At 51.0% G+C, this 22,468-nt stretch carries 19 protein-coding genes; 7 read left to right on the top strand and 12 right to left on the bottom strand.

All coding sequences use genetic code 11. The features are described from left to right. Window positions 1-54 precede the first annotated feature (54 nt). The gene (locus AC4IE7_RS14760) at window positions 55-2,514 is read right to left on the bottom strand and encodes a type I restriction-modification system subunit M (RefSeq protein WP_490777619.1); all 2,460 of its coding nucleotides are present in this window, start codon (window positions 2,512-2,514) and stop codon (window positions 55-57) included. Window positions 2,515-2,533: 19 nt separating this feature from the next. Further along, window positions 2,534-2,941 (bottom strand): type I restriction endonuclease, encoded by a 408-nt coding sequence (locus tag AC4IE7_RS14755; protein ID WP_490777618.1) that lies wholly within the window; start codon window positions 2,939-2,941, stop codon window positions 2,534-2,536. Between the two features lie 221 nt (window positions 2,942-3,162). Between AC4IE7_RS14755 and AC4IE7_RS14750 the strand changes: the two genes are divergently transcribed. After that, on the top strand, window positions 3,163-3,456 hold the full coding sequence (locus AC4IE7_RS14750; RefSeq protein ID WP_490777617.1) for a hypothetical protein: 294 nt from the start codon (window positions 3,163-3,165) through the stop codon (window positions 3,454-3,456). Window positions 3,457-3,775: 319 nt separating this feature from the next. Beyond that, on the top strand, window positions 3,776-5,935 hold the full coding sequence (gene gspD / locus AC4IE7_RS14745; protein ID WP_490777616.1) for a type II secretion system secretin GspD: 2,160 nt from the start codon (window positions 3,776-3,778) through the stop codon (window positions 5,933-5,935). Window positions 5,936-6,329: 394 nt separating this feature from the next. Here the strand turns inward: gspD and AC4IE7_RS14740 are convergent, their stop codons facing one another. Both AC4IE7_RS14740 and ubiK read right to left on the bottom strand, forming a co-directional pair. After that, window positions 6,330-7,850 (bottom strand): YifB family Mg chelatase-like AAA ATPase, encoded by a 1,521-nt coding sequence (locus AC4IE7_RS14740; protein WP_490777615.1) that lies wholly within the window; start codon window positions 7,848-7,850, stop codon window positions 6,330-6,332. Window positions 7,851-7,973: 123 nt separating this feature from the next. Then, entirely contained in the window at window positions 7,974-8,219 is a 246-nt protein-coding gene (gene ubiK / locus AC4IE7_RS14735) for a ubiquinone biosynthesis accessory factor UbiK (RefSeq protein ID WP_490777614.1), read from the bottom strand. A 379-nt stretch (window positions 8,220-8,598) separates the two neighbouring features. Between ubiK and AC4IE7_RS14730 the strand changes: the two genes are divergently transcribed. From AC4IE7_RS14730 to AC4IE7_RS14715, 4 genes are all read left to right on the top strand, one after another. Further along, a complete protein-coding gene (locus AC4IE7_RS14730; RefSeq protein ID WP_490777613.1) occupies window positions 8,599-9,276 on the top strand; it encodes a TorF family putative porin in 678 nt (225 codons plus the stop codon). A 64-nt stretch (window positions 9,277-9,340) separates the two neighbouring features. After that, window positions 9,341-9,679: a P-II family nitrogen regulator gene (locus AC4IE7_RS14725; protein WP_490777612.1), complete on the top strand. Its 339-nt coding sequence runs from the start codon at window positions 9,341-9,343 to the stop codon at window positions 9,677-9,679. Window positions 9,680-9,709: 30 nt separating this feature from the next. Beyond that, window positions 9,710-10,972 carry an ammonium transporter gene (locus AC4IE7_RS14720; RefSeq protein WP_490777611.1) on the top strand — a complete coding sequence of 421 codons (1,263 nt, stop codon included), beginning with the start codon at window positions 9,710-9,712 and terminating at the stop codon, window positions 10,970-10,972. A gap of 199 nt (window positions 10,973-11,171) precedes the next feature. After that, a complete protein-coding gene (locus tag AC4IE7_RS14715; protein ID WP_490777610.1) occupies window positions 11,172-11,672 on the top strand; it encodes a DUF4124 domain-containing protein in 501 nt (166 codons plus the stop codon). 479 nt (window positions 11,673-12,151) lie between these two features. Here the strand turns inward: AC4IE7_RS14715 and AC4IE7_RS14710 are convergent, their stop codons facing one another. Next, the gene (locus AC4IE7_RS14710; RefSeq protein ID WP_490777609.1) at window positions 12,152-12,496 is read right to left on the bottom strand and encodes a TusE/DsrC/DsvC family sulfur relay protein; all 345 of its coding nucleotides are present in this window, start codon (window positions 12,494-12,496) and stop codon (window positions 12,152-12,154) included. A 239-nt stretch (window positions 12,497-12,735) separates the two neighbouring features. Here AC4IE7_RS14710 and polA point away from each other — a divergent pair, with 239 nt between their 5' ends. Continuing rightward, window positions 12,736-15,441 carry a DNA polymerase I gene (polA, locus tag AC4IE7_RS14705; RefSeq protein WP_490777608.1) on the top strand — a complete coding sequence of 902 codons (2,706 nt, stop codon included), beginning with the start codon at window positions 12,736-12,738 and terminating at the stop codon, window positions 15,439-15,441. Between the two features lie 250 nt (window positions 15,442-15,691). On the opposite strand, the gene yihA is transcribed toward polA, so the two are convergent. The 7 genes from yihA to AC4IE7_RS14670 form a co-directional block, all read right to left on the bottom strand. Then, complete coding sequence (yihA, locus tag AC4IE7_RS14700; RefSeq protein ID WP_490777607.1) at window positions 15,692-16,312, bottom strand: ribosome biogenesis GTP-binding protein YihA/YsxC; 621 nt, start codon at window positions 16,310-16,312, stop codon at window positions 15,692-15,694. Window positions 16,313-16,440: 128 nt separating this feature from the next. Further along, window positions 16,441-16,893 carry a bacteriohemerythrin gene (locus AC4IE7_RS14695; protein WP_490777606.1) on the bottom strand — a complete coding sequence of 151 codons (453 nt, stop codon included), beginning with the start codon at window positions 16,891-16,893 and terminating at the stop codon, window positions 16,441-16,443. A 113-nt stretch (window positions 16,894-17,006) separates the two neighbouring features. Further along, window positions 17,007-17,486: a cyclic pyranopterin monophosphate synthase MoaC gene (moaC, locus tag AC4IE7_RS14690; RefSeq protein ID WP_490777605.1), complete on the bottom strand. Its 480-nt coding sequence runs from the start codon at window positions 17,484-17,486 to the stop codon at window positions 17,007-17,009. Then, complete coding sequence (locus AC4IE7_RS14685; protein ID WP_490777604.1) at window positions 17,486-18,025, bottom strand: metallophosphoesterase family protein; 540 nt, start codon at window positions 18,023-18,025, stop codon at window positions 17,486-17,488. Before AC4IE7_RS14685 ends, moaC begins: the two co-directional genes overlap by 1 nt. A gap of 44 nt (window positions 18,026-18,069) precedes the next feature. Then, window positions 18,070-18,618 (bottom strand): inorganic diphosphatase, encoded by a 549-nt coding sequence (ppa, locus tag AC4IE7_RS14680; RefSeq protein ID WP_490777603.1) that lies wholly within the window; start codon window positions 18,616-18,618, stop codon window positions 18,070-18,072. A gap of 356 nt (window positions 18,619-18,974) precedes the next feature. Beyond that, complete coding sequence (locus AC4IE7_RS14675) at window positions 18,975-21,023, bottom strand: sodium-translocating pyrophosphatase (protein WP_490777602.1); 2,049 nt, start codon at window positions 21,021-21,023, stop codon at window positions 18,975-18,977. A 141-nt stretch (window positions 21,024-21,164) separates the two neighbouring features. Continuing rightward, a complete protein-coding gene (locus tag AC4IE7_RS14670; RefSeq protein ID WP_490777601.1) occupies window positions 21,165-22,421 on the bottom strand; it encodes a 6-phosphofructokinase in 1,257 nt (418 codons plus the stop codon). Window positions 22,422-22,468 lie beyond the last annotated feature (47 nt).

The raw sequence follows: 22,468 nt of genomic DNA, 5'->3' as shown, positions 1-22,468 counted from the left end.
CATCCACCCGCCCGGCACTCCGGTACTCGGCACTGGCCTCCTTCACTCCCCCGCTCACCACACCAACCCCATCTTTCGCAGATGCGCATCGACCCTGGTGCTGAGTGTCTCCACCTCTTCAGTCAGTTCCGGCAGCGGTGTTTCGTAACGCTCCTCCAGCGTCTTCACCCGGTTGGCGAGTTGCTGGGTGACTCGCTCGATCTCGGCGATGATGCGGCCTTGCAGGGTGGCGAGCCATTTGTCCTCGACGATGAGGGCCTTGTTGTCGGCCTCGGTGAGTTTGGGGTATTGCAGGAAGACCTTTTTATCCAGTTCCTCTTGTGCAGTTTTTACCGCTTTTTTGTTTTCGGCCTCGGCGTCGATCAGTTTTTTCGCTTGGTTGAGGGCGGCGACCTCATCCTGGATTCCCGCCTGCGCGGGAATGACGGAGAGTTGTTTCAGCCTGGCGGTGACGCTGCCCTTGTTGACCTTGCCGTTGTCGGTGAGCGCCTCTTCGAGCAGTCCACCCTCGACGGCATGCTCTTCGATGTAGGCCTCCAGCGCCTGGGTGGCGCTATCGAGTTTGGTTTGCAGGGCATCGAGCGCCTGTTGTTCCTCGGCAAAAAAGCGCTGCACGATAAGGGCGGGGGGGATCAGCTCGGCTTTGTACTTTTTCTTGTTGATGATGAGGTCCGGTGTCTCCTTGAGCTTTTCGCCCTTCTTCACCACCAGCTCACGCAGGGCGTTGGCGGCGGGCCAACCGTCCTGGGTGATGAAGTAGACGTCGTCCTGCATCACCTCGGCCCAGTAGTCCATGATGATTTGGTACATGTCGTAGCGGTCGAGCAGGGGGGCGTCGGTATAGGCCTTTAGCAGCGCCTCGGAGATGCGGTGGATGATTTCCTTGGGATTGTCGCCCTGCTGGATCGCTGCGAGGTCGGCCCCTATCTTCCAGTCGTGGAACAGGGCGAGACCCTGCTCGGCAAAGTCCTGGAATTCTTTGTGTTCGAGGATGGTTGCCTTGACCGCGGCGGCCTTGACCAGCGCCTTGCTGTATCCCTCGCGCTCTGGCGTAAAGAGAGTTTTGCGCAGGCTGGGGAAGACCTGCCAGTAGTTGTCCAACGCCTCGATATCGGCATTGGGGATGCCGCCGTTGAGGTGGGCAGAGAGGTCGTGCAGGTCTTCCGGGTTGGAGCTGTCGATATAGCGGGGGATGTTGAGGTTGTAGTCGTTGGCCTCGATCTCGCTGAACCGGACCATGCGGCTGTAGCAGCTCTGGGTGATCTGGTTGTTGAAGACGTCGACGATTTTGTGGATGTCCTGACTGCGTAGACGATTTTTGGGGCCGTCTTTCATGAAGCCTTTGCTGGCGTCGATCATGAAGATGCCGCAGCTTTGATCACCGAGGCGCGCCCTGGCTCCCGCCTTGTCGATAACGATGATGCAGGCGGGGATGCCGGTGCCGTAAAAGAGGTTGGCGGGCAGGCCGATGATGCCCTTGATGTAACCCTGCTTGATCAGGTTGCGGCGGATGTCGGCCTCGGCATTGCCACGGAACAGTACGCCGTGGGGAAGGATGACGGCGGCCTTGCCGCTGCTTTTGAGTGATTTGAGGATGTGCAGCAGAAAGGCGTAGTCGCCGTTCTTCTCCGGCGGGACACCGTATTCAAAGCGGGCGTATTGATCTTCGAGCGGGGTAAAGCCGGTGTTCCACGCCTTGAAGGAGAAAGGGGGATTGGCCACGGCGAAGTCGAAGCTCTTCAGCGCGTTATTGGCCTCCTTGAACTCGGGCTCGGCCAGGGTACTGTGGCCGCCGGGGGCGATCTCCGCATCGGCGTTGTCGTGCAGGATCATGTTCATGCGACAGAGCGCAGTGGTGGCGACATCCTTCTCCTGGCCGTAGATGCTGAGGCCGTTAGCCGCCTCGTCCGCCGACTTGAGCAGCAGCGAGCCGGAACCACATGTGGGGTCGTAGACGGTTTTATCCTGAGTGGTCTCTTTGGTGATGCCGACCACTTTCGCCACAACACGGGAAATCTCCGCAGGAGTATAGAACTGCCCCTTGCTCTTGCCTGATTGGGTGGCGAAGTTGCGCATGAGGTATTCGTAGGCGTCACCAAGCAGGTCATCGCCCTGGGCATTGTTACCGATAAAGTCGAGACCCTCGAAGATGCCGATGAGGTTGGAGAGGCGATCGACCATCTCCTTGCCCTTGCCGAGGCGCTCCTCGTCGTTGAAGTCGTTGTCCTTGTTCGCCAGCCACGGCAACTCGTTCTCCTTGCCGATCCCCTCCAGCACCATGTTGAGCCTCTCGCCCACCTCCTTGTCATTCTTGAGTTTGACGATGTCGGGGAAGGTGCAGCCTTTTGGGCAAACGATCTTCGCCCTGGGGTCGTTGAGGAATTTGTCGGAGACGTATTTGAGGAAGAGGAAGGTTAGGACGTAATCCTTGTATTGCGAGGCATCCATGCCGCCGCGCAGTTCGTCGCAGCTGGCCCAGAGGGAGGAGTAGAGTTCGGTTTTTTTTATGGCCATTAAATGAATACTTCCTGAACTATCGAATTATTTGTTCCATTGTAACGGTAACTTTGGCCTTGCTTTTGTTTGTATGAAAAAATTTCTGATTGATCCCTTTGTAGAGTAGTGGGAGTGGCTCATTCTCAGGCACCCAGCGTTGGATGAATTGGGTGTTTGAGCTGGCGTAACGGGCCGATTGTTCGGCTACCCCACCCAGGTCGGTCCCTTCCCGCTTGGCCTCGATGATGCCGCAGGCCTTGCCCTCGACGAAGAGCATGTAGTCGGCGGGGCCGGTACTGGTGTCCATCTCCCTGACAGCCACACCGAGGGATTCATGCAGGTTAATTCGGTTTTTATCCTGGATGACCCATCCGGCGGCGATCAGTTTCTGGTCAATGATCTTGCGGGCTTCTGCTTCGGGGAGTGTCTGCTCGGGGGGTGTCATGGGTTGCACCGCCTGCATTGGCGCTGCTGTTGCTGCTCTTTATGGGTCTTGAAAGAACGATGTGCTTTTTTATGGCTCAATGGCGTCTTCCATGAAGTCTGGGGCAGAAGTGGGTTTGAACCCGTTCATGTTTAGCTTATTTAACTATTAATATCAATGTAATGGTGAATTGAGGTGATTTGGGCATGCGGTATAGGAAAGACGTTCTTTTTTGAGGGGGAGTGTTTTTATTCGTTCCCACGCTCTATGTGGGTAAGAGGAAATGTTGCGGTAGGGTTGGCGTTATCTGGGATAGGTATGGCGGTTGTTTGGTGGGGCATGGCCCCACCCTACGGGCAGATGTGGCGGTTGTTTGGTGGGGCATGGCTCCAGCCTACGGGCAGATGTGGCGGTTGTTTGGTGGGGCATGGCTCCAGCCTACGGGTAGATGTGGCGGTTGTTTGGTGGGGCATGGCCCCACCCTACGGGTGGATGTAGCGGTTGTTTGGTGGGGCATGGCCCCACCCTACGGGTAGATGTGGCGGTTGTTTGGTGGGGCATGGCCCCACCCTACGGGTAGATGTGGCGGTTGTTTGGTGCGGCAGGGCCGACACCCTACGTGATATTGGCGCTCCGTAGGGTGGGGCCATGCCCCACCTTTTCGAATCTTTGCATAACAGAACAACCTCTCGATTGTGTCTATTTGTATGCTTCATCTGAATGGAACTCTAACAGTTACAGCAACTCTCAAGTGACCATCACGCTCATTCAAGCTAGAATGCTCGATTGTTCGAGCCGGCCTCTCCATGACGGTTAGAATTTTTCTTAAGCTCCTAATGCAGAAAAAACCATCAGATGTTGATTAAGTACACGCTCCCTACCCTGCTGCTGCTGTTTATTACCGGCTGTTCCAATTTAAACAGTAAATCTGATGACGAAGCTTCGGTCGCTGTTAAAAATAGTTTTCCACCGGGTCACCTGTTACCGGGAGGCGACCAGGGTGAACAAGATGCTGGTCTGAAAACCTTTGATCAGGAGAAGCCGAAAGAGAAACAGGCCAGTAAAGATAGAACTGAGATTTTCTATGGCACTGGGCAGTTTGTTAACAGCGATAAATCGATCGATAAGGCTGCGGCTTCAGCACCTGCAGGCGATATTACCCTTAATTTCGAAAAGGCCGATCTGCGCGAAGTGATTCAGACGATACTCGGGGAGCTACTCGATGAGAGCTATATCCTCGATCCGGCGGTAAAGGGCAATGTGACCATCCAGACAGGAAAATCGTTGAGTCGTGCGGATCTGCTGCCGACCCTGGAGACCCTGCTGAGGATGAATAACGCCGCCATGGTTAATGTGGATGGGGTCTACCGTGTTCTGCCCCTGGGCAAGGCTGTACAGGGGCAAAAGGTGCCCAGGCTTGCTGATAGCAGCGCGCCAATACCGGCCGGGTACGCCCTGCAGATTGTACCGCTGGAGTATATTGGCGCCCGCGAAATGGCAGAGATACTCCAACCGTTAGCGCCGAAAGAGAGCATCATAAGGGTCGATGCAGTGCGCAACCTATTGGTTATGGGCGGTACCGGCGCCGAGATGGCGGGGCTTCTGGAGACAGTCAATCTTTTTGATGTGGACTGGATAAAGGGGCTGTCGGTCGGTTTCTTCCCGCTGAAGTATGCCAAGGTCTCCACCGTCACCAAAGAGCTACAGGCGATAGTCGGCAGTATCGATAGCAACCCCCTGCAGGGCATGTTTCGCATCGTACCGATTGATGAAGCCGATGGTATCCTGGTGGTGACACCACAAAAGCGCTATCTGGATCGGGTGGCTGAGTGGATTCCAAGACTCGACCGGGTCGATACTCAGGACGCCGGAACGGGGCAGCGTCTCTATGTCTACCGGGTACAAAATGGCGATGCAGAAGATCTGGCGGATATGCTACAGCAGCTCTTCTCTTCCGCAGCTTCAACACGCACAAAAAACAAATCTGCCAAGGTCGCACCAGGAAAAACAAAAAAGACGCTGAGCAGTTCAACAGATAGTGAATCAAAGACTGTATCGTCTACATCCGTGACCCGTATGACCCTGACCGGTACAGTGGGCGACTCATCTGATAAAGAGATCAGGGTAGTGGCCGATGCCAAACACAACTCTCTGGTGATCACGGCAACCCCCTCACAATATGCAAGCATGTTGGAAGCACTGGAGAAGTTGGATCAGCGCCAGCTTCAGGTAATGGTTGAGGCGACCATAATCGAGGTAGCATTAACGGACAATCTGAAGTACGGCCTTCAATGGGCTTTTAACAACAGTGTGGATGGAGATAATTTTACTGGTGAAGGAAGCCTTACAATCAGTGAGACTGGAACGGCATTAGCTACCTCAGTACCCGGATTTAACTTCTCTTTGTTACGCGGTGTTGGCGATGTACGGGCAATTTTTACTGCATTGGCAGAAGACTCTCTGGTTCGTGTGCTCTCATCACCTTCATTGATGGTCCTTGATAATGAGACTGCCTCCATTCAGGTCGGTGACCAGGTTCCGGTAGTGACAACACAACAACAGTCTACTACTGACAGCACGGCCAATTTGATTAACAACGTGAGTTATCGAGATACGGGTGTGATGTTAGAGGTCACCCCAAGAGTCAATCCTGGTGGGTTGGTCACATTGGAAGTCACACAGGAGGTCAGTGATGCCTCCTCAACAACATCATCCTCTGTTGACTCGCCCACTATCTCGACCAGAAAGATCGAAAGCACCGTGGCCGTACAGAATGGAGAGGCTCTGATCCTGGGTGGTTTAATCCGCGATCAAGGAAACAGTGGTAGTTCAGGTCTTCCCTTTCTAAGCAACTTGCCACTGATTGGTTGGCTGTTTGGTCAGGAGTCTGAGAGCAGCAGGCGAACTGAACTGGTCGTGGTGCTGGTGCCGACTGTTGTCTCTGATTCCAGCGACAACAGAAAAGTGGTTGAGTCTTTCAGAAGAAAACTTGAAGGATTGAAGGGTACCTTTTAACGACCAAGCTCAGCCGTGGCGGCACGTCAGCGCAGACGTCGGCTGGAGCAACTGGTTATATGGATTTGTACACATATTCCCTTCCTACTATTTTCGGGCTATGTTCTTCAAGCAGCCACTCACTCAGAGCCTTATTGTCTAGTACATTGCTAGATATTCCAGTGGGAAAGCAATATTGTTCTTTCTCTCCACATGTACTTTCGAAAATGTGCCCGTCTTCAGGGTCTAACCCCATGTACACCCAAGTTTGAATATATGGGATTGTCAGATTCTCATCCATGAAGGCCGCATAAAAATAGACAGCCCCCTTCTTTAGCAAAATTACGTTACTCATTTTGTAGCCATATTACAGTGTTGTCTGGAGTACGTTTCATCTTTTGTGAAGCATTCTGATCTAATATAGATTGCTTTGCGCGCGATCCAGACGGCGATAGCCGATAGCTTCACTGATATGTTTAGCGCCAATCTGTGATTGATCCTCAAGATCTGCAATGGTGCGGGCAACTTTGATAATGCGGTGATAGGCCCGCATCGAGAGCCCAAGCTGGTCGATGGCTCTTTGTAACAGGGCTTGGTTGGACTCGGCGATTTGAATGTGAGTCTCGATTTCACTACCGGCCAGTGCTTGATTGGTCTTACCTTGGCGCTGTTGTTGTCGATCTCTTGCAGCCATAACCCGATCACGTATTGCATCACTCCCCTCCTCTCTATTGGTTTCAGCACGACGCCCAATTTCGATCGGCTGTCGTGGAACTTCAACATGCATATCGATACGGTCAAGCAGCGGGCCGGAGATACGGCTTCTATACCGGGTGATCTGTTCAATAGTACAGTGGCATCGCTGGCTGCCATCTCCAAGATGGCCACAGGGACAGGGGTTCATCGCAGTGATCAATTGAAAACGGGCAGGGTAGTCAACCTGGCGGTTGGCCCTTGAGATGGTGATCGAGCCATTCTCCATCGGCTCCCGCAGCACCTCCAGTACATGGCGGTCGTATTCAGGCAGTTCATCCAAGAAGAGCACACCCTGATGGGCGAGAGAGATCTCTCCCGGCTTTGGGTTGCTACCACCACCGACCAGCGCAACGGCTGAGGCAGTGTGGTGGGGGGCGCGAAAGGGGCGTTGGCGCCAGTAGGCTGAATCAAAAGGTTGTTGCTGGGCGACTGAGCGAATGGCTGCGCTCTCCAGGGCCTCTTGCTCGACCATTGGCGGCAGAATGCTAGGCAGACGAGCGGCGAGCATCGATTTACCTGTGCCTGGAGGGCCTATATAGAGTAGTGAATGTGAGCCAGCGGCACTGATCTCCAAAGCGCGGCGCGCCTGTTGCTGTCCAATCACATCTTTCATGTCCGGGTGTGTCACCGGCGATTCGGTTTTGGGTTGCTGATATATGGGAAGTGGCTGCACCCCATTCAGATGTGCACAGACCTCAAGCAGGTGTCTGGCTGGAAAGCAGCTGAGATCGTTGACCAGTGTCGCCTCAGGGGCATTCTGTTCAGATACGATCAATGATCGGTTTGCATCTCTGGCTGCCAGGGCGGCGGGGAGAATGCCATGAACCCGACGCAGTTCTCCCGACAGCGCCAGCTCTCCTGCGAACTCATAGTCATCTAGTGACTGTTTGGGAATCTGCCCAGAGGCCGCGAGAATGCCAAGGGCGATGGGTAGGTCGAATCTTCCACCCTCTTTCGGCAGGTCGGCTGGTGCAAGGTTGATCGTGATGCGGCGGGCAGGGAACTCAAACTGACTGTTGATCAGGGCGCCTCTGACACGATCCTTGCTTTCACGCACCGCCATCTCTGGTAATCCGACGATAGAGAGTGCAGGGAGTCCGTTGGCGAGGTGAACTTCGACTGTGACCAGGGGAGAGCGGATGCCCTCTTGGGCACGGGAGTAGAGTATGGCGAGTGACATCGGTTCCTTCCGTGGTTTCGCAGGTCGATTATTCCGCTATCGACGATGTTTTGATCTGTTGTTGCTGCGCGATAGTGCGTCAGCCGTGCTTATCAGCTTGCAATGAGTGTGGAGCCAGCCAGCCTAGTCCTGTTGCTCTTCCAACGCTTTTACCTGTTGTTCCAGTTGTTTAAGTTTCTCCCGTGTGCGGGATAACACAGCGGCCTGAACCTCAAACTCTTCCCTGGTTACCAAATCTAACTTGGCCAATCCCGATTCCAGACCGGCGCGAAGATTTTTCTTAACATCGCCTTGCAGGGTCTGAATGCCGGCAGGTAGGGCGCTGGAAAGCCGTTGGGCGAGATCATCAATTAGTTTCGAATCAATCATGAAGCAGACAATAGCCAGTGTTGACGCTGTTGTCCAGACGGGCGCACCTGTAGATTAACTGTCTCATTATTACAACAAATATTGGTTGTGTAGTTATCGAGACATGAAGCCGTGACCGGACTCACAGTTTCCGGATTACGCACCGGTTTGGTGCACTGATGCAGTGCATGCCCATTTTTGTGACTACAAATAAGGCACAGAGATTTTATTGATCTCTACTTAACTTCTGAAATATTACAGAAATGTCATGTTTTACAGTCGGTTGCAATGATTGGCACGAAGTCTGATTAGTTAAACGCACATTCGGCTTATCTCACGAAAGAGCTGAACCAAAATTTCAACATTTTAATGATCGATATAAGTAGAGGTATTGAAAACCATGAAAATGAATAAACTTGCTCTGGCCTGTGGTGTTGCATTGCTGGGGTTGTCATCAGTTGCTGCAGCCGAGATCAGTACCAACGTTGGTGTAACCAGCAACTACATCTGGCGTGGTCTTACCCAATCAGGTAACAGCACTGCCTTCTCTGGTGGCGTTGATTATGCTCATGATTCCGGTCTCTATGCAGGTACCTGGATCTCTGAGGCTTGGGATGACTATGAGTTGGATTTCTACGGTGGTTATGGCGGTGAAGTCGCTGGCGTCAGCTACGATGCAGGCCTGATCTACTACTCCTACTCAAGTGATTCAGACTCAGATTTCGCTGAAATCAATGCCAATGTTGGCTGGAATTTCCTCTCTGCAGGTTTTGCCTATGTGATCACTGCTGAAGACGCAGTTGAAGCGGTTGAAGAGGATCTCTACTTCTACCTGGGCGGTAGCTTCGACCTTCCTGAAGATTTCTCAATTGGTCTGACCGTTGGCTTCGTTGAGCCAGATGGTGATGGCGATGATGACGCAGATGACTACATGCATTATCAGATTGACGTATCCAAGGCTACTGGTGATTTCGGTGATGTGACTTTCAGTCTCTCTGATACCGATCTGGACGATACCGATGCAGCGGGTGAAGACTCAGATATGCGTTTCTTCGTCTCCTGGTCAAAAGAGTTCTAAATTTTTTGTCCAGCTAAATCATTTGTCCGCCTTCGGGCGGACTAGGTAACTGAGGAGTAACAGCATGAAAATGATTTCCGCAATCATTAAGCCATTCAAGCTTGATGATGTTAGAGAAGCGCTGTCAGACGTTGGTGTGGCCGGTATTACCGTCACCGAGGTCAAGGGTTTCGGACGACAAAAGGGTCATACCGAGCTCTACCGTGGCGCTGAATATGTAGTCGACTTTCTTCCAAAGATTAAAGTTGAAATTGCAGTTGATGACGAGGTGGTTGATCAAGTGGTTGAGGCGATATCCAATGCCTCTAAGACTGGCAAGATCGGCGATGGCAAGATCTTTGTCACCACCCTCGAACAGGTGGTCCGTGTGCGTACTGGCGAAACCGGTTCTGAAGCACTGTAACCGATTAGTAACTGAATATTGGAGAGTATCGTGGAAGCGATTACACAACTAAGCTACGCATTGGACACCTTCTACTTTTTGGTGTCTGGTGCACTCGTAATGTGGATGGCAGCAGGTTTTGCCATGCTCGAAGCCGGTCTGGTTCGAGCGAAAAATACTACTGAAATCCTCACAAAGAACGTCGCCCTGTTTGCCATCGCTTGTATTATGTACATGCTGATGGGTTACAATATCATGTACCCGGCTGACGGCAATGGAATCTTTCCTGCGCTGGATCTGAGCTTCATGTTTGGTGGTGACAATAGTGTCGAAGATGTATTGGCCAGCAATGGCGATACCTACTACTCCGGCATGTCTGACTTCTTCTTCCAGGTGGTGTTTGTTGCCACAGCCATGTCTATCGTCTCTGGTGCGGTAGCTGAGCGTATGAAGCTCTGGGCCTTCCTGGTGTTTGCGGTGGCGATGACCGGTGTCATCTATCCTCTGCAGGGCTACTGGAAATGGGGCGGTGGCTTCCTGGATGCAGCTGGTTTCCAAGACTTTGCTGGTTCCGGTGTAGTGCATCTGTGTGGTGCGTCAGCTGCTTTGGCTGGTGTTATCCTGCTTGGTGCTCGTAAAGGAAAATACTCAGCAGATGGTCGTGTTAACGCAATACCTGGCGCCAATATGCCGCTTGCAACCCTGGGTACTTTCATACTCTGGTTGGGATGGTTCGGCTTCAATGGTGGTTCAGAACTGAAAGTTTCTGATATCGGTGAGGCAAATGCCGTAGCAGCTGTCTTCGTCAACACCAATGCAGCTGCAGCCGGTGGTGTAGTAGCGGCTCTGTTGACTGCCCGCGCACTGTTCGGCAAGGCTGATCTGACCATGGCATTGAATGGTGCTTTGGCTGGTCTGGTAGCGATTACCGCTGAGCCATTGGCGCCAACACCGCTATGGGCAACCATTGTCGGCTCCATTGGCGGCATCCTGGTTGTTTTCGCAATCATCACTATGGATAAGATCAAAGTTGACGATCCTGTGGGCGCTATCTCTGTCCATGGTGTAGTTGGTATGTGGGGTCTGATTGCAGTGCCCTTCTCCAACACCGATGCCAACTTTGGTGCACAGCTCCTGGGTCTCGGCGTCATCTTCGCCTGGACTTTCATTGCCAGCTTTATCGTATGGCTGGTCCTCAAAGTTGTCATGGGTATCCGTGTCAGTGAAGAGGAGGAGTACGAAGGCGTCGACCTTGGAGAGTGTGGAATGGAAGCCTATCCGGAGTTCACCGGTAACCGGGGTTCCGGACTCTGATCTCATATTGATGGGATGACTACACTGCAAAAGGGTGCTTCGGCACCCTTTTCAGTCTCTGCATGTTTCATATCCACTTCTAATCTGCTCCGCCCGCTCGCTCGTGTGAATCACCACACCAGTACATGCTCCTTGTTTTTTGATAGGCTATCGCCTTCATATCGCATTTATTTTCAATTCAAAAATTTTGGTGACAGCTATGGTAAGCCGCACTATCGGGTATTTCGAAAATATAAGGGAATTACTAACCTTCAGAGTAGTAGCGCGCTCTCTCTTCATCGCAATTGTCTACCCTCAAATGCTGCATGCCGGAGTCTATAAGTGGACGGATGAGCAGGGACGGGTTCATTTCAGTGACCGCCCTGTGTCTGAATCATCGACTGAAGTAAAGATCAGACCAGCACCGAGCAATAGTTCAAGCAATGAAATACCGGAACAACGACAGCAGAAAATGAAACGTATGCTGGACAGCTACCAAGAGGATCGAAGTAATAAAAAAGAGGCCCGGCAAAAGGCGAAAAAAGAGAAAGAAAAACGTAAGGCAAAATGTATCTACGCTAAAGACAGATACAAGTCTCATAATCGTGCTAGAGGAATATATAATTTCAAGAAGGATGGCGAACGTAGCTATATGAGTGATGCAGAGCGACAAAGCCATATGAAGCAGTTGAAAGCGGATGTGGATCGTTGGTGTAAGTGATGTCGCTTGTTTGTCGTTGAAGCAACATCAAAAAAGGGCCGTCTGGCCACTGCCGTCCCATTACTTTAACTATTACGTTTGTAACAGATTCATTGCTGTTGGTTTCTATTGCTGTTTGAGAATTGAGACATGAAAAGCATCGTAAAGCAGAGGGTTACGGCTAGAAAAAACGTACAAGTAATCAGTATCTTAAATAGGTGGGGATAGAAACCCCCCTCTCCCCTCGCGGGAGAGGGGCTGGGGGAGAGGGGGAGAATGAACACCCTACTTCCCCCAACAATCAGCAAGACAAATATGAACGATTAATGCAGTTTTTCTCTTTCAACCACATGAAACGCTTCGCCTACACCCTCTCCCCAACCCCTCTCCCGTAAAGGGAGAGGGGCTTTCAGAGTTGTTCTGAGAAGATTGAAAGTTAATGGGACGTTGTGGCCCTTTGGCCCCTTATTATTTGTTCGCTTGGATAACTTTATTCCCAATCAGTGCACACTACCGAAGGATAGATCCAGAGAGTAGGGAGGAAGCGGTATGCCGGCAATTTTACAAGCCTGCACAACTGGCCCTCTAGGGAAGAGACTGTAGAGATATTTTTTACCGCCCTTCTGCTTGACTTCGCCTGTCATGGCTTTTAGCACCAGCCTTGCACTGCATGTGGCGCCATTCTGTTCACAGTGATGACGTAGAAAATGTATCACTTCCCAATGGGCATCGGTCAGCTCGATATTCTCTTCTGCGGCAAACTTTATTGCTTGATCCTCTGTCCAATCTTCGAAGCCCTCAGGGGTGTTGCTGTTCTCAACAGCCATAGGATTCATATCTGGCATCGGTTTATCTCCAGTGGTGATGGTTGTGATTTCTAGAGGTCATTTATATTCGGTTTTTTAGTGCCTCCACGCCTTAAAGATAGAACAGATTTCTATAAAGACCAAGAAAAATAGTAGGGTATTTCGCAGTATTAATTTCCAGCGTGACCAGCTAGCGACAAGAAGGGATGTTTTCCGCTACCATGGAGTAGTATAGCCGGCTTGGCTTGTTCAACTATTTTTAGGTGTATCAGTTAGTTATGTCTGACAATCCTCCGTTTGTCCTGGTAGATGGTTCCTCCTACCTTTTTCGCGCCTACCATGCGCTTCCGGAACTCAGTAACTCTAAGGGTGAGCCGACTGGCGCTATTGTCGGTGTGTTGAATATGCTGCGACGACTCTTTAATGACTATCGTCCAGAGCATATTGCAGTCGTCTTTGATGCGCCGGGTGGGAGCTTCAGAAATGAGATCTATCCTGAGTACAAGGCAAACCGCCCGCCGATGCCTGAAGACCTCCGCTGCCAGATTGAGCCGCTACATGAAATCATTCAAGCCATGGGACTCCCTCTGGTGATGGTATCCGGGGTTGAGGCCGACGATGTTATCGGCACCCTTGCTAGCCAGGCGACTGATGAGGGGGTTAAGACGGTGATCTCCACTGGAGACAAGGATATGGCCCAGCTGGTCAATCCACTAGTCAGTCTGGTCAATACCATGTCTGAAACGACAATGGATGAGCAGGGTGTGGTTGAGAAGTTCGGTGTCAGACCAGATCAGATTATCGACTACCTGGCCTTGGTGGGTGATAGTTCGGATAACATTCCCGGGGTACCGAAGTGTGGACCAAAGACTGCTGCAAAGTGGTTAAAAAGCTACGATTCTCTGGATAATCTGATCAGTAAGGCTGACGAAATAGGCGGTAAAATCGGTGAAAACCTGCGATCCAGTCTCGATCAGCTGCCTATGTCGAGATTGTTAGCAACCATCAAGTTAGATGTCGATCTGGATAAAAAGCCAACGGAATACGTCTTAAGTGAGCAGAATACCGAGTCATTAAGAAGCCACTATGAGCGAATGGAATCCCCACGCCTGCTCTCCACTCTGGATGAGAAAGGGGAGGGGGAGGTAGAGGAAGTGTCACAACCTCAGCTTGAAACAGACTATCAGGCGATATTCACTAAAGAGGCTTTCCTGGAGTGGATGGATCGCCTCAAGCAGAGTGAGTTGTTTGCCTTCGACACGGAAACCACCAGTCTTGACTACATGCAGGCAGAGTTGGTCGGTCTATCTTTTGCTGTGGTGCCGGGAGAGGCTGCTTATCTACCCCTGGCCCATGACTATCCGGGAGCACCTGAACAGCTCTCTTTGGATTGGGTGCTGAGTCAGATGAAACCTTTGCTGGAAGATCCGCAACAGAAAAAGCTCGGTCAGAACCTTAAATACGATATGAGTGTGCTCGCCCGCTATGATATTCAGATGCAGGGTATCGCCTATGACACCATGTTGGAGTCCTATGTGGTCGATTCCACTGCGACACGGCACGATATGGATTCATTGGCGAAAAAGTATCTCGACCATAGCACCATTCACTTTGAAGATATCGCGGGTAAAGGAAAAAAGCAGCTCACTTTCAACCAGATAGATCTGGAGCAGGCGGTGCCTTATGCTGCTGAAGATGCAGATATTACCTTGCGGCTTCATCAGAAACTCTGGCCTAAACTAAAGAGTGAGCATTTACTAACAAAACTATTCACTGAGTTGGAGGTAGCCCTTGTGCCGGTATTATCCCGTATCGAGCGCAATGGGGTGAGCGTCAACAGTGAGATGCTGCGGGCTCAGAGTGATGCCTTTTCACGCCAGTTACATGAGTTGGAACAGCGTGCCTATACCCTGGCTGGACATAACTTCAATCTGGGTTCTCCCAAGCAGATTGGCGAGATCTTTTTCAACGAGCTACAGCTGCCTGTAATCAGTAAAACGCCCAAAGGGGCCCCCTCTACAGCTGAATCGGTGCTGATTGAATTGGCTGACCAGGGGCATGACCTGCCGGCAGTCATTCTTGAACATCGGGGCTTGGCAAAGCTGAAGTCGACCTACACCGATAAGCTGCCTGAGATGGTGAACCCAGAGACTGGACGGGTACATACCTCCTACCATCAGGCGGTGGCAGCAACCGGCAGGCTCTCCTCCACCGACCCCAATTTACAGAACATTCCCATCCGCAAAGAGGAGGGCAGACGAATCAGGCAGGCTTTTATACCTCAGCATGGCTGGAAGATGCTGGCAGCAGACTACTCACAAATAGAGCTGCGCATCATGGCCCATCTCTCCCAGGATAGTGGCCTTTTAAAGGCGTTTTCCGAAGGTAAGGATATTCACACCGCTACTGCTGCAGAAGTCTTTGGTGAAGATCTGGACAAGGTCAGCACTGACCAGCGTCGTTCTGCCAAAGCGATCAACTTTGGTTTGATCTACGGTATGTCTGCTTTCGGTCTGGCTCGGCAGTTGGGTATAGAGAGAAAGGCTGCCCAGGAGTATGTCGATCTCTATTTCGAGCGTTACCCAGGCGTTTCAGAGTTTATGGACAAAATTCGCGAGCAGGCGCATCAGCAGGGATATGTAGAGACCCTTTTTGGCAGACGTCTCTATCTACCTGAAATAAATGCGCGGAACCACCAGCGTCGTACCGCTGCAGAGCGTACAGCAATCAATGCACCGATGCAGGGGAGTGCCGCAGACATCATCAAGCGGGCGATGCTCTCAGTCGATCAGTGGATTGAGGGTGAAAAGCCTCCGATCAGGATGTTGATGCAGGTTCACGATGAGCTGGTATTCGAGGTGGAGCCTGGATATTTGGAGTCAGCGGAGAAGATTCTACGAGAACGCATGGAGCATGCTGCGACCCTCGCTGTACCCCTGCTGGTCGAGATAGGGGTGGGCGATAATTGGGATGAAGCCCATTGATCTGAAATTATTTTTAAATAGTTGAGCGATTAGCTGAACTTTTTTTCGCAGGCCTAGTCTATGTTTCTGTAAGTTGTACGGCACGGGTCGCTTTCCTCCCTTTGCGACCCACCCCTTCCCGGTAACCCCATCCGGGAAGATCCGGCCCTGATAGTCTCTCCCCTTAGACTACCAGGGCCTTCTTTTTTCTCCATAAAAAAATTTGTTTCTCATTGATTCCATTGAATTATTTATTGGAGATTAATCTTTTTTAGCGACTACTGGAATCAGCTCTCTTTTCCAGCTCAAACCAGATGTCCATAACTTCATGACAGGTTTCGATACCCTGTTTTTTCAGCGAGGAGAATCTCTGAACAGTAATCTCAGGGTGATCGCTGAGGCTGCGTTCTACCTTTAATTGGGTGTTTTTTGCTGCACCGCTCTTTAGTTTGTCAGCCTTGGTCAGCAGGATATGAGTCGGAAGCCCGTGATGGGTGTTCCATTGCAACATCTGCAGATCAAATTGGGTCAGGGGGTGACGGATGTCCATCAGCAAAATCAATCCCCTCAAACATTCGCGGTTTTCTATATAGTCAGCCAGACTCTGCTGCCACTGTTTTTTGACCGATTCTGCAACTTTGGCGTAGCCGTATCCCGGCAGGTCGACCAGTCGGCGCTCATCATCCAGTGAGAAAAAATTAAGTAATTGGGTGCGTCCTGGCGTTTTACTGGTTCGCGCCAGAGATTTTTGGCTGCAGAGGGTATTCAGGGCGCTCGATTTTCCAGCATTGGAGCGACCAGCAAAAGCGACTTCATAGCCACTGTCTGCCGGTGATTGGGATAATTTGGCCGCACTTTTCAGAAAGTGGGCTTGATGATAGTAGGGGTTCATGGTCATCCTTCAATCGGTGAACCCGTAAGTTTAGCCTGTCTGGGCTGCCGGTCACCAGTCTGGTGTACGTGAAAGCACCAGAAGGTTATGTGGCTATTATGGAAGTTAAATTATCTTTCGGAGAAAGATCAACTCCAGAGGCGTTGAATCCAGGACTTTTTGCTCAATTTGGTTTGAGCCCCAGCCTTGATAAAGAAGCCACTGTATTGCATATCCTCTTCCATAATATGCTTTGTCAGCCAGGTTTTGAGAAAGTGCATCAACTCAAAGCCGATGGCGGTCTTGCCCGTTGAGACCTTCTCCAGAAGGTCAGAGACAGACTCGAGTAGCTCTTCATGGATCTCTTTATGCTCATCGTATCCGGGGTAGTTGAGGATACGCATCAGACTCTCTTCAACAGCAAAATGTATGCGAGTGTATTCAGCCAGATCAGCAAGAATGGCCTGGACTACATCACTTCCATGGCGCTGATGTATCGCTTCATGCATTTTATTTACTAAATCGACCAGCATTTTGTGCTGTTCGTCGATCTCTTCGATGCCGACACTTAAAGTGTCGGTCCACTCTACAAATTTGCCCATATGTGCATCCTTACTACTCGATAATATCTTCTTAGTTTGTCAAATAAACGGCATTATATTGTGACAGGCTTCACGTATTCGCACAAATATAAGCGGCTGTGGTTTTTTAAACTTTAATCACCCCTTTCCCATGTTCCCGATTTTCCACCACTCTTCTCTATAAGCTGAACATTAAGGAGAGACATTCCCCGGTCAACAGCTTTGCACATATCGTATATGGTGAGCAATGTGATCTGAGTGGCACAGAGTGCTTCGATCTCTACACCAGTCTGGCCCTGAGTTTCGACATGGCAACGGCAGTAGATAGTACTGGTCTCTTTTTCCGGGATGAGGTCGATAGCAACCTTGGTCAGGGAGAGGGGATGGCAGAGTGGAATCAGGTCTGATGCTTTTTTAGCTGCCATGATGCCGGCAACCCGAGCGATACCGAGCACATCCCCCTTTTTGTGACGGCCTTCAACGACCATTTCAAGGGTCTCAGCCTGCATCGATATTCGACCTTCGGCAATTGCCTTGCGCCGGGTTGAGGCTTTATCCCCCACATCCACCATGTGAGCCTCACCAGAGGCGTTGAAGTGGGTGAACTCTGCCATCAATATCCTGCCTCGCGTTCAATCTGCTTAGAGATTTCCCGTGCCTCGAAAGTCATTTCTTCCAGGTCAGCCATAACAAAGGTGGCTGGCGATTTACCTACGCCACCTATGGTACCGGGATTGATCAGGTGTGTGGTACCACCTTGGATATTGGTGAATTGCTCAAACCCAAGTTTATGGCTGTGGCCGCAGCAGACCAGATCCCAGTCACCTGTTGCAGCCATCGCACGAGCATAGTGGGGGTAGTGCACCAGAAAGATTTTTCGACCGGCCAGTTCAACCCCTGCGTCCATACCATGATAGTGAATATTACTGTCATCATTGTTTGCTAACCTGGCCAGGGTATAGAGATCTCCGGAGTTGTTACCGTGGATCACATGTATAGGCAGGTCATATTTCTGCAGACAATGGAGTGTACTGGGTGCGACGACATCACCGCAGTGCAGTACAGCCTCAGCACCATCCTCCTTGGCCGACTCAACAGCGGCATCCAGTAAGGGAATATGGTCATGACTGTCAGAAACTATACAGACCTTCATATTTCGCTCCTGGATACCTTGACACTATCTCTGGCAATGAACACTTAGAAGTGTGGTTTTTCAGGTGCGTCTTGGAACATTTTGACCGAATTACTAATCTCATTCTTAGCTGCTTCAATGCCATCCCATCCGGAAACACGAACCCATTTTCCCTCATCGAGATCTTTGTAGTGTTCAAAGAAATGGGCAATACGCTCCATAAGCTCCGTAGGCATATCCTCATAGCTTTTTACATGGCTCCAGCGGCTTGAGACGCTGTCTATGGGTACCGCAACAACTTTCGCGTCATCACCGGATTCGTCGGTCATTTTCAAAACCGCAACTGGACGGCAGCGGATTACTGAGCCTGGAATCAGGGGAAATGCAGTAGGCACCATAACATCGCAGGGGTCGCCGTCGTCTGACAGGGTATGGGGAATATAGCCATAGTTGGCAGGATAGTGCATGGCCGTACGCAGGATGCGGTCGACGAACATCGCCCCAGTCTCTTTGTCGACCTCATATTTCACAGGTTCTGCATTTGCGGGGATTTCAATTATGACGTTTATTTCGTCAGGAATGTTTTTTCCCGATGAGACGCGGTCTAGGTTCATTTATCTTACCTTGCAGGTGGAAAACAGCTGTTATCGAATCCAGCCGGTTGGGCCGGTGGTGTTTGAGAAGTGAAGAGTACGGATAACCAGAGCAGGTGTCTAGTGCAGTGTCCTATATTGTTTGATGTTTTTAGAGGCCCACAAATGCAGCAGGCTAAGGGTTATCAGGCTAAAAATGGCAGGCCACTATCCAACGAGATGCAAGCAGCTACCTTGCGCTGCACAACTGCACTTACATGGGTTATATCAGTCAAGCTGCCGAATATAGAAACCGGATAACCACGAATTAAGAGTGGCCTTTGGTCACTAAAAAGGGGAGCCGAAGCTCCCCTGATTCTTGCTTGAAGTGTCCTATTTTAGAGAATAGGCACAATCAACAGTGCAACGATGTTGATAATCTTGATCAAAGGATTGATCGCAGGACCGGCAGTATCTTTGTAGGGGTCACCCACGGTGTCCCCGGTAACGGCTGCCTTATGTGCGTCAGAGCCTTTGCCACCGAAATTTCCATCTTCGATGTACTTTTTCGCATTATCCCAGGCACCACCACCGGCGGTCATTGAGATGGCGACAAACAGACCGGTTACGATGGTACCGATCAGCAAGCCACCCAGCGCCTGGGCACCGAGAAACAGGCCGACCAGCAGCGGTACTGCAATGGGCAGCAGAGAAGGGATGATCATCTCCTTGATGGCTGCCTTGGTCAGCATATCTACAGCATTGCCATAATCAGGCTTCTCGCTGTGGTCCATAATCCCAGGTTTCTCGCGAAATTGACGCCGCACCTCATTGACGATTCCACCAGCAGCTCGACCCACTGCCTCCATGGCCATGGCACCGAACAGGAAGGGCACAAGGCCACCAATGAGCAGGCCAATAAGTACCATGTGGTTGGATAGGTCGAAGCTTATGCCGGAACCGAAATGGCTCTCCAGACTGTGCGTGTAGTCGGCAAACAACACCAGTGCTGCAAGACCTGCTGATCCGATCGCATAACCCTTGGTCACTGCTTTGGTGGTATTGCCCACCGCATCCAGTGGATCAGTGATATTACGGATCTTCTCGTCCAGCTCCGCCATCTCGGCGATGCCACCGGCGTTATCGGTGATAGGACCGTAGGCATCAAGGGCGACAATGATGCCTGTCATAGAGAGCATGGCAGTGGCTGCAATGGCGATACCGTAGAGGCCGGCCATGTCATAAGCGCCCCAGATTGCTGCGCATATTACCAATACCGGTGCCGCAGTGGCCTTCATCGAGATGCCCAGGCCGGCGATGACATTGGTGCCGTCTCCGGTTGTGGATGCTTCAGCGATGGAGCGGACAGGGGAGTATTCGGTAGAGGTGTAGTACTCTGTGATTACCACCATGGCTGCAGTCAGCACCAGGCCAATCATGGCAGATCCAAAGAGTGCCATTACCGGGTCAGTCACAGCGACACCACCGACCACAATGTTCGCACCGCTCATCATGTAGTCAGTGACAAAGTAGAAGGCTATAGCCGCCAATACACCCGCGACAATCAGACCCTTATAGAGGGCTGGCATCACATTGGTATCGGAATCCTTCGCTTTGACGAAGTAGGTGCCGATGATGGAAGCAATAATGGAGACACCCCCCAGTACCAAGGGGTAGATAACCGCCTCGTTACCCAGTCCTGTAACCAGCAGGCTGCCAAGCAGCATGGTGGCAACTACGGTAACCGCATAGGTCTCGAAAAGATCGGCAGCCATACCTGCGCAGTCACCAACATTGTCACCTACATTGTCGGCGATAACTGCAGGGTTGCGTGGGTCATCCTCAGGGATTCCAGCTTCTACTTTACCAACAATATCAGCACCAACATCGGCACCTTTGGTGAAGATGCCGCCACCCAGTCGGGCAAAGATGGAGATCAGTGAGCCACCGAAAGCCAGTCCGACCAATGCATGCAGGGCATGGGCGTCTGAGACACCCATTGCGTTGAGGATGTAGTAGTAACCGGCGACACCCAACAGGGCGAGACCGACTACCAGCATGCCAGTAATAGCACCACCACGGAAGGCGATCTGAAGGGCGGCGTTGATACCATTATGGGCAGCTTCAGCTGTACGCAGATTGGAGCGAACAGAGATGTTCATGCCAATGTAACCTGCCAAACCTGAGAAGATGGCGCCAATCGCAAAACCAATGGCTGTAGCGCTGTCCAGTCCGAAGAAAATAACCACCAGCACGACTGCGCCAACGATACCGATGGCGGTGTATTGTCGGTTTAGATAGGCTTGAGCGCCCTCCTGGATAGCGCCGGCGATCTCGCGCATTTTTTCGTTGCCTTCCGGCTGAGCGAGTATCCATTTAACGGATATGAGGCCATAAACCAGTGCAGCTGCGGCACAGGCTAGGGCAAAGATCAGTTCTATATTCACTTAGAGATCCTCCACTGAGTAATGATAAAAGAGTTCAGGTACAAAATAGGTGTGCGACACTTATCAGCCTCCATAGCGTTTATTTTTTCTAAGCACGTACACACAAATAAGGGGGCTGATAAGCCCCCTCTTTGTCGTTGTCTAGAGTTCAAAAGTATCTAGTTTTTTTGGAACTGCTACGCCTTTCATCGTTACGTAGTCAGGCATTCCATTATCTTTATAAGGGGGGTATGCCTCACCTTTGATCAGTGGGTAGAGGTACTCCTTACAGGCATCGGTAATTCCGAAGCCATCCTCGGTAATAAAATCCAAAGGCATCATTTTCTCTACATTGGCGACCTCGCTGAGAGGTGCCTCACCGATATGCCATTTGTAGGGGTTTGATGATTCGCGTACCACTGTAGGCATGATGGAGTTCTTTCCTTCAAGTGCCTTTTCCACCGCAGCCTGGCCAAGCGCATAAGCCTGAGCAACATCAGATTCTGAGGTAAGGTGGCGAGCAGCCCGCTGTAGATAGTCTGCAACAGCCCAGTGGAACTTATGGCCCAGAGCATCCTTAATCATATTTGCTACAACAGGTGCAGCACCGCCTAGTTGGGCATGTCCAAAAGCATCTCTGGTGCCCTGTTCAGCTAGGAATTTACCATCAGGCCAGTGACAGCCTTCCGATACCACAATGGTGCAGTAGCCATGCTCTTTTACCTTGGCATCGACATTGGCCAGGAATTTATCTTTGTCGAACTCAATCTCCGGGAACAGAATGACGACAGGTATGCCTTCATCCTCTACCAGGCCGCCGGCAGCAGCGATCCAGCCAGCATGGCGCCCCATAACTTCGATGACAAAAATCTTGGTCGAGGTGGCGGCCATGGAGCGTACATCGTAGGAAGCTTCCAGAGTGGAGACCGCGATATATTTCGCTACAGAGCCAAAACCTGGGCAGTTATCTGTGATCGGCAGGTCATTATCGACAGTTTTCGGTACGTGAATAGCCTGTACCGGGAAACCCATCTTTTCAGAGAGTTGTGAGACTTTGTAGCAGGTATCAGCAGAGTCACCACCGCCATTGTAGAAAAAATAGCCAATGTTGTGTGCTTTAAAGATCTCGATCAGGCGCTCATATTCACGCTTATTCTCTTCAAGACTCTTTAGTTTGAAGCGGCAGGAACCAAAGCCACCGGATGGGGTGTGCTTCAATGCTGCGATATCCTCAGCTGACTCCTGGCTGGTATCGATTAACTCTTCAGTCAATGCGCCAATGATGCCGTTACGGCCGGCGTAGACATTGGCAATCTTGTCTGGGTGTTTACGCGCGGTTTCGATAACCCCGCATGCAGAAGCGTTGATTACTGCTGTAACGCCCCCCGATTGTGCATAGAAAGCATTTTTTGCTGTCATGAGTTAGATCCCCTTTATGTTATTGATATTAATATATTTTATTGAAT

The sequence above is a fragment of the Candidatus Thiodiazotropha sp. AKAK3 genome, from assembly GCF_058244645.1.
This window is presented reverse-complemented; position numbering and strand designations above follow the sequence as displayed.

Bases quoted from the DNA above. Each gene is read 5' to 3' on its own strand.
- yihA (WP_490777607.1), bottom strand. From the start codon at position 16,312: ATGAACCCCTACTATCATCAAGCCCACTTTCTGAAAAGTGCGGCCAAA.
- ppa (WP_490777603.1), bottom strand. From the start codon at position 18,618: ATGAACCTAGACCGCGTCTCATCGGGAAAAAACATTCCTGACGAAATA.
- AC4IE7_RS14755 (WP_490777618.1), bottom strand. From the start codon at position 2,941: ATGACACCCCCCGAGCAGACACTCCCCGAAGCAGAAGCCCGCAAGATC.
- AC4IE7_RS14685 (WP_490777604.1), bottom strand. From the start codon at position 18,025: ATGAAGGTCTGTATAGTTTCTGACAGTCATGACCATATTCCCTTACTG.
- moaC (WP_490777605.1), bottom strand. From the start codon at position 17,486: ATGGCAGAGTTCACCCACTTCAACGCCTCTGGTGAGGCTCACATGGTG.
- gspD (WP_490777616.1), top strand. From the start codon at position 3,776: ATGTTGATTAAGTACACGCTCCCTACCCTGCTGCTGCTGTTTATTACC.
- AC4IE7_RS14760 (WP_490777619.1), bottom strand. From the start codon at position 2,514: ATGGCCATAAAAAAAACCGAACTCTACTCCTCCCTCTGGGCCAGCTGC.
- AC4IE7_RS14725 (WP_490777612.1), top strand. From the start codon at position 9,341: ATGAAAATGATTTCCGCAATCATTAAGCCATTCAAGCTTGATGATGTT.
- AC4IE7_RS14710 (WP_490777609.1), bottom strand. From the start codon at position 12,496: ATGCCAGATATGAATCCTATGGCTGTTGAGAACAGCAACACCCCTGAG.
- AC4IE7_RS14740 (WP_490777615.1), bottom strand. From the start codon at position 7,850: ATGTCACTCGCCATACTCTACTCCCGTGCCCAAGAGGGCATCCGCTCT.
- AC4IE7_RS14730 (WP_490777613.1), top strand. From the start codon at position 8,599: ATGAAAATGAATAAACTTGCTCTGGCCTGTGGTGTTGCATTGCTGGGG.
- ubiK (WP_490777614.1), bottom strand. From the start codon at position 8,219: ATGATTGATTCGAAACTAATTGATGATCTCGCCCAACGGCTTTCCAGC.
- polA (WP_490777608.1), top strand. From the start codon at position 12,736: ATGTCTGACAATCCTCCGTTTGTCCTGGTAGATGGTTCCTCCTACCTT.
- AC4IE7_RS14670 (WP_490777601.1), bottom strand. From the start codon at position 22,421: ATGACAGCAAAAAATGCTTTCTATGCACAATCGGGGGGCGTTACAGCA.
- AC4IE7_RS14695 (WP_490777606.1), bottom strand. From the start codon at position 16,893: ATGGGCAAATTTGTAGAGTGGACCGACACTTTAAGTGTCGGCATCGAA.
- AC4IE7_RS14715 (WP_490777610.1), top strand. From the start codon at position 11,172: ATGGTAAGCCGCACTATCGGGTATTTCGAAAATATAAGGGAATTACTA.